This is a genomic window from Oerskovia rustica (assembly GCF_014836555.1).
Classification (GTDB): Bacteria; Actinomycetota; Actinomycetes; order Actinomycetales; family Cellulomonadaceae; genus Oerskovia; species Oerskovia rustica.
The window spans coordinates 1-5372 of the sequence record NZ_JACSQQ010000068.1; the positions used below are offsets into that span (position 1 = coordinate 1).

General features: G+C 69.5%; 2 protein-coding genes. One reads left to right on the plus strand and one right to left on the minus strand.

Annotated features, from left to right (window positions below):
• Positions 1-180: 180 nt before the first annotated feature.
• On the minus strand, positions 181-2886 hold the full coding sequence (gene adhE / locus H9652_RS19390) for a bifunctional acetaldehyde-CoA/alcohol dehydrogenase (protein ID WP_191798443.1): 2706 nt from the start codon (positions 2884-2886) through the stop codon (positions 181-183).
• Positions 2887-3075: 189 nt separating this feature from the next.
• Here adhE and H9652_RS19395 point away from each other — a divergent pair, with 189 nt between their 5' ends.
• Complete coding sequence (locus H9652_RS19395) at positions 3076-5259, plus strand: prolyl oligopeptidase family serine peptidase (RefSeq protein WP_191798445.1); 2184 nt, start codon at positions 3076-3078, stop codon at positions 5257-5259.
• Positions 5260-5372 lie beyond the last annotated feature (113 nt).

Sequence of the window (5372 nt, forward strand, 5' to 3'; positions counted from 1 at the left end):
CGCCCCCGCGCTGGAGGACGCGGGGGCGCTGCGAGCGGGACCGAGGCCAAGGGGGATGCCTCGGGCCCGTGGTGAGTGGCGCCACCCGGCAGGACGCGCCACCCGACCGTGACCCGTACCGCTCGGGTCGTCGTGCGGGCTACTGGCGTCCGGGCTGCTCCCCGGACGCCGGCGCCCAGATCACTTCGAGGACTTGGCGGTCGCGGCGAGCGCGGCTGCCTCCTCGGTGGCCTTGCGCTCGGCGCGGACCTCCTCGCGGCTCGTGCCGTAGTACGCCGCGACCATGATGTCCTTCATGTCCTCGAGCATCGGCAGTCGCGGGTTCGCGGGGGCGCACTGGTCCTCGTAGGCCCGCATCGACAGGGCGTCGAGGCCTCCGATGAACTCGCGCTCCGAGACACCCTGCTCCTTGAACGAGCGCTCGATCCCGACCTTGGCTCGCAGCTCCTCGACGGCCCGGGCGTAGGACTCGACAGCCTGCTCGGGCGTCGAGGCCGGGAGGCCCAGGTGCTTGGCGATCTGCTGGTAACGCTCGTGCGCGATGTACTTCTCCGCCTTGGGCCAGCCCGTGACCTTGGTCGGGATCTGCCCGTTGTAGCGGATCGCGTGCGGCAGGAAGATCGCGTTCGTGCGGCCGTGGACCAGACCGAACGTCGAGCCGACCGTGTGGGCCATCGCGTGCACGATCCCGAGGAACGCGCTGCCGAACGCCATGCCGGCGATCGTGGCCGCGTTGTGCATCTTCTCGCGGGCCTCGGGGGCGGCCGCGCCCTGCGTGACGGAGGCCTCGATGTGCTCGAAGACCAGCTTGATCGCGTGCAGCGCCAGGCCGTCCGTGAAGTCGTTCGCGTAGACCGACACGTAGGCCTCGGTCGCGTGGGTCAGGGCGTCGAAGCCCGAGTCCGCCGCGAGCTTCGCGGGCATCGTCGCGGTCAGGACCGGGTCGATGATCGCGACCGACGGGGTCAGCGCGTAGTCGGCGAGGGGGTACTTGTACCCGGTCGCGTGGTCCGTGATGACCGCGAACGGCGTGACCTCCGAGCCCGTGCCCGACGACGTCGGGATGCAGACGAGCTTGGCCAGGTCGCCCAGGGTCGGGAACTTGAACGCGCGCTTGCGGACGTCGAAGAACTTCTCGCGCAGGTCCGAGAACGCCATCTCCGGGTGCTCGTACTTGAGCCACATGACCTTCGCGGCGTCCATGGGCGACCCGCCGCCGATCGCGACGATCGTGTCGGGCTTGAAGTCGCGCATCATCTCCGCGCCCTTCTCGACCGTCTCGACGCTCGGCTCGGGCTCGACCTGGTCCATGATCTGGATCGAGACCTTGTTCGGGCGACGACCCAGGACGTCGAGGACCTTGTCGACGATCCCGATCTGGCTCATGACCTTGTCCGTGACGATGGTGACGCGCTCGACGTCGGGCATCTGGGCCAGGTACTGGATCGAGTTCGGCTCGAAGTACGTCTTCGGCGGGATCTTGAACCACTGCATGTTGTTGTTACGACGTCCGATCCGCTTGACGTTGACGAGGTTGACGGCCGACACGTTGTTCGACACCGAGTTGTGGCCGTACGAGCCGCAACCGAGCGTCAGCGACGGGATCAGCGCGTTGTAGATGTCACCGATGCCGCCGAGAGCCGACGGCTGGTTCCACAGGATGCGGACGGCCTTGACGCGCTGGCCGAACTCCTCCGCGATGTCCTTGTCCTCGGTGTGGATCGCGCCCGAGTGGCCCAGGCCGTCGAACTCCACCATCTGCTCGGCGAGCGAGATGCCGTGGTCGGTCGACTCGGCGCGCAGCACGGCGAGGACGGGGCTGAGCTTCTCGCGCGTCAGGGGCTCGGCGGGGCCGACCTGGCTGCACTCCGCGAGGATGATCGAGGTGCCGTCGGGGACCGAGAAGCCTGCCTGCTCCGCGATCCACTGGGGGCTCTTGCCGACGATCGTGGCGTTGAGCTTGGCACCGGCGCAGTTCGCGCCGCCGGCCTCGACACCGAAGATGAAGCGCTCGAGCATCGCCTTCTCCTCGGGGTTCGCGAGGTAGGCGTGCATGTGGGCGAACTCGGCGAGGGCAGCGTCGTAGATCTCGGTGTCGAGGATGACGGCCTGCTCCGAGGCGCACACCATGCCGTTGTCGAAGCCCTTGGACAGGACCACGTCGTTGACGGCGCGTCCGAGCTTGGCGGTCTTCTCGATGTAGGCGGGGACGTTGCCCGCACCGACGCCGAGGGCGGGCTTGCCGGCCGAGTAGGCGGCGCGGACCATGGCGTTGCCGCCCGTGGCGAGGATCAGCGAGACGCCGTCGTTGTTCATGAGCGCCGACGTGGCCTCGAGCGAGGGCTGCTCGACCCACTGGATGCAGTCCTCGGGGGCGCCCTCCGCCACGGCGGCGTCACGCACGATGCGGGCTGCGGCGACCGAGCACTTCTGGGCGCTGGGGTGGAACGCGAAGATGATGGGGTTGCGCGTCTTGAGCGCGATGAGCGACTTGAAGATCGCGGTCGAGGTCGGGTTGGTGACCGGGGTGATGCCCGCGACCACGCCGACCGGCTCGGCGATCTCGACGATGCCCGTGAGCTCGTCGCGCCCGATGACGCCGACCGTCTTGAGGTTGGCCATCGAGTTGGGCACGTGCTCGCACGCGAAGATGTTCTTGGTGGCCTTGTCCTCGAAGACGCCGCGCCCGGTCTCCTCGACCGCGAGCTGCGCGAGGCGGCCGTGCTCGTGGAGCGCCGCGACGGACGCCTTCTTCACGATGCGGTCGATGTCCTCCTGGGTGAAGGCGTCGTACTGCTTGAGCGCCTTGAGGCCACGGTCGACGAGGGCGTCGATCTCGGTGACTCCGGCGGGGGCCTTGACAGGGGCCTTGCTCGTGCTGCTCACGTTGCTCCTCCAGTGACCCGAGCGGCCGGGTCTGCGTGGTGTCTTTCCCTTGCTTGTGAATACTTTCACAAGGTACGGATAGATGCAAGTGCCGTCGGTGTGTGCCCTGGGACGCACCTCGCGCGAGCCGCTCCCCTCCAAAGATCTATGCATGCCCGGTCCCGCGGATCGGTCGCCTAGTGTGTTCGCATGAGTGCTGAGAACGTCGTGACCGACGCGCCCACCGGACAGCCGACCACGCCGCACGACCCGTACCTGTGGCTCGAAGAGGTCGAGGGCCGCGAGGCGCTCACCTGGGTCCAGGGCCGCAACGCCGAGACGGCCGCGACGATCGAGGCCACGAGCGAGTTCGCCCGGACCGAGCAGGCGGTCCGTGAGGTCCTCGACTCCGACGACAAGATCCCCGACGTCTCGAAGATCGGCGCGCACTACTACAACTTCTGGCGCGACGCGCAGCACGAGCGCGGCGTCTGGCGCCGCACGACGCTCGACTCCTACCGCACCGACCACCCCGAGTGGGAGCTCGTGCTCGACCTCGACGCGCTGGGCGAGGCCGAGGGGCAGAGCTGGGTCTGGCACGGCGCGAGCGTCCTGCGCCCCACCCCGGGCGGCGAGTGGCGCCACGCCCTGGTCGACCTGTCCCCCGGCGGCTCCGACGCCGACGTGACCCGCGAGTTCGACCTCGTCACGAAGCAGTTCGTCGCTCCCGAGGACGGCGGGTTCTACCGCGAGGAGTCCAAGGGTGGGCTCGGGTGGATCGACACCGACACGGTGTACGTCTTCACGGACTTCGGACCGGGCTCGATGACCCCCTCGGGATACCCCCGGATCGTCAAGCGCTGGCGCCGCGGCACCCCGGTCACCGAGGCTTCGGTCGTGTACGAGGGCGAGCCCGAGGACATGTACATCTTCGGCTGGCGCACGCACTCCCCCGGCTTCGAGCGTGACTTCGTCGGCCGCTCGATCGCGTTCTACGACAGCGAGACGTACCTCGTCCAGGACGCAGGCACGCCCGAGCAGCGCCTCGTCAAGATCGACGTCCCGCGCTCGGCCGAGGTCGGCGTCAAGCGCGAGTGGATGCTCGTCGAGCTGCGCGACGACTGGACCGTCGACGGCACCACCTACCTCGCGGGGTCGTTGCTCGCGACCCGCTTCGAGGACTTCCTCGCCGGGGCGCGCGGCTTCACCGTCCTGTTCGAGCCCACGCCCACGTCGTCGCTCGCCGGGGCCACGTGGACCGCGCACCACCTCGTGGTCAACGTCCTGGAGGACGTCAAGAACCGCCTCCACGTGCTGACGCCGCCCTCCTCGGACACCGGAGCGGACGCCGACGCACCGGGCCGTGGATGGCCCCGCAGCGAGCTGCCCGGCCTGCCGACCATCGGCACGGTCGTCGTGGGCGCCGTGGACTCCGAGGAGAGCGACGACGTCTGGCTCGTCACGACCGACTACCTCACGCCCTCGACGCTCTCGCTCCTGTCGGTGGGCGCGGGCACCGAGCCCGAGGTGCTCAAGTCGAGCCCCGCCTTCTTCGACGCCTCAGGCCTGGTCATCGACCAGCACTTCGCGGTGTCCGACGACGGCACGCGCGTCCCGTACTTCGTCGTCGGGCGTGAGGAGCTCGTCCGCCCGGACTCCGGTGCCGCCGCCGAGGCGGGCTCCGGCGCCGCCCCCGTGGGCGCCGCTCCCACGCTGCTCTACGGCTACGGCGGCTTCGAGGTCTCGCTGACCCCGGGCTACTCGGGCGGGCTCGGACGAGCCTGGCTCGCCGACGGCGGCGTGTACGTCGTCGCGAACATCCGCGGCGGCGGCGAGTACGGCCCGTCCTGGCACCAGGCCGCCCTCAAGGCCAAGCGTCACAAGGCCTACGAGGACTTCGCGGCCGTCGCGCGCGATCTCGTCGCCCGCGGCATCACGACTCCCGAGCACCTCGGCATGGAGGGCCGCAGCAACGGCGGCCTCCTCGCGGGCAACATGCTCACGCAGTACCCCGAGCTCTTCGGCGCCGTGATCGTGGGCGTCCCGCTCCTCGACATGCTGCGCTACACGCACCTGCTCGCGGGGGCGTCGTGGGCCGCCGAGTACGGCGACCCGGACGACCCCGAGCAGTGGGAGTTCATCAAGACGTTCTCGCCCTATCACCTGTTCGACGCCGAGCGCGAGTACCCGCCCGTGCTCTTCACGACGTCGACCAAGGACGACCGGGTCCACCCCGGGCACGCCCGCAAGCTCGCCGCGAAGATGCTCGCGGCCGGCAAGGACGTGACGTACTACGAGAACGTCGAGGGTGGGCACGGCGGCGCCGCGAACAACGCCCAGGCCGCGCACATGGCCGCGATCCACTACCGCTTCCTGCGGGAACAGCTCGGCTGAGGTTCGAACACCGTGCGCCGGTTCCCTCGTCGGCTGGTCGACCACGACCCGCCGACGAGGGAGTCTCCTCACCGATCGAGCTGAAGGCGCGACCAGGTGGCGCAGGCGAGCCC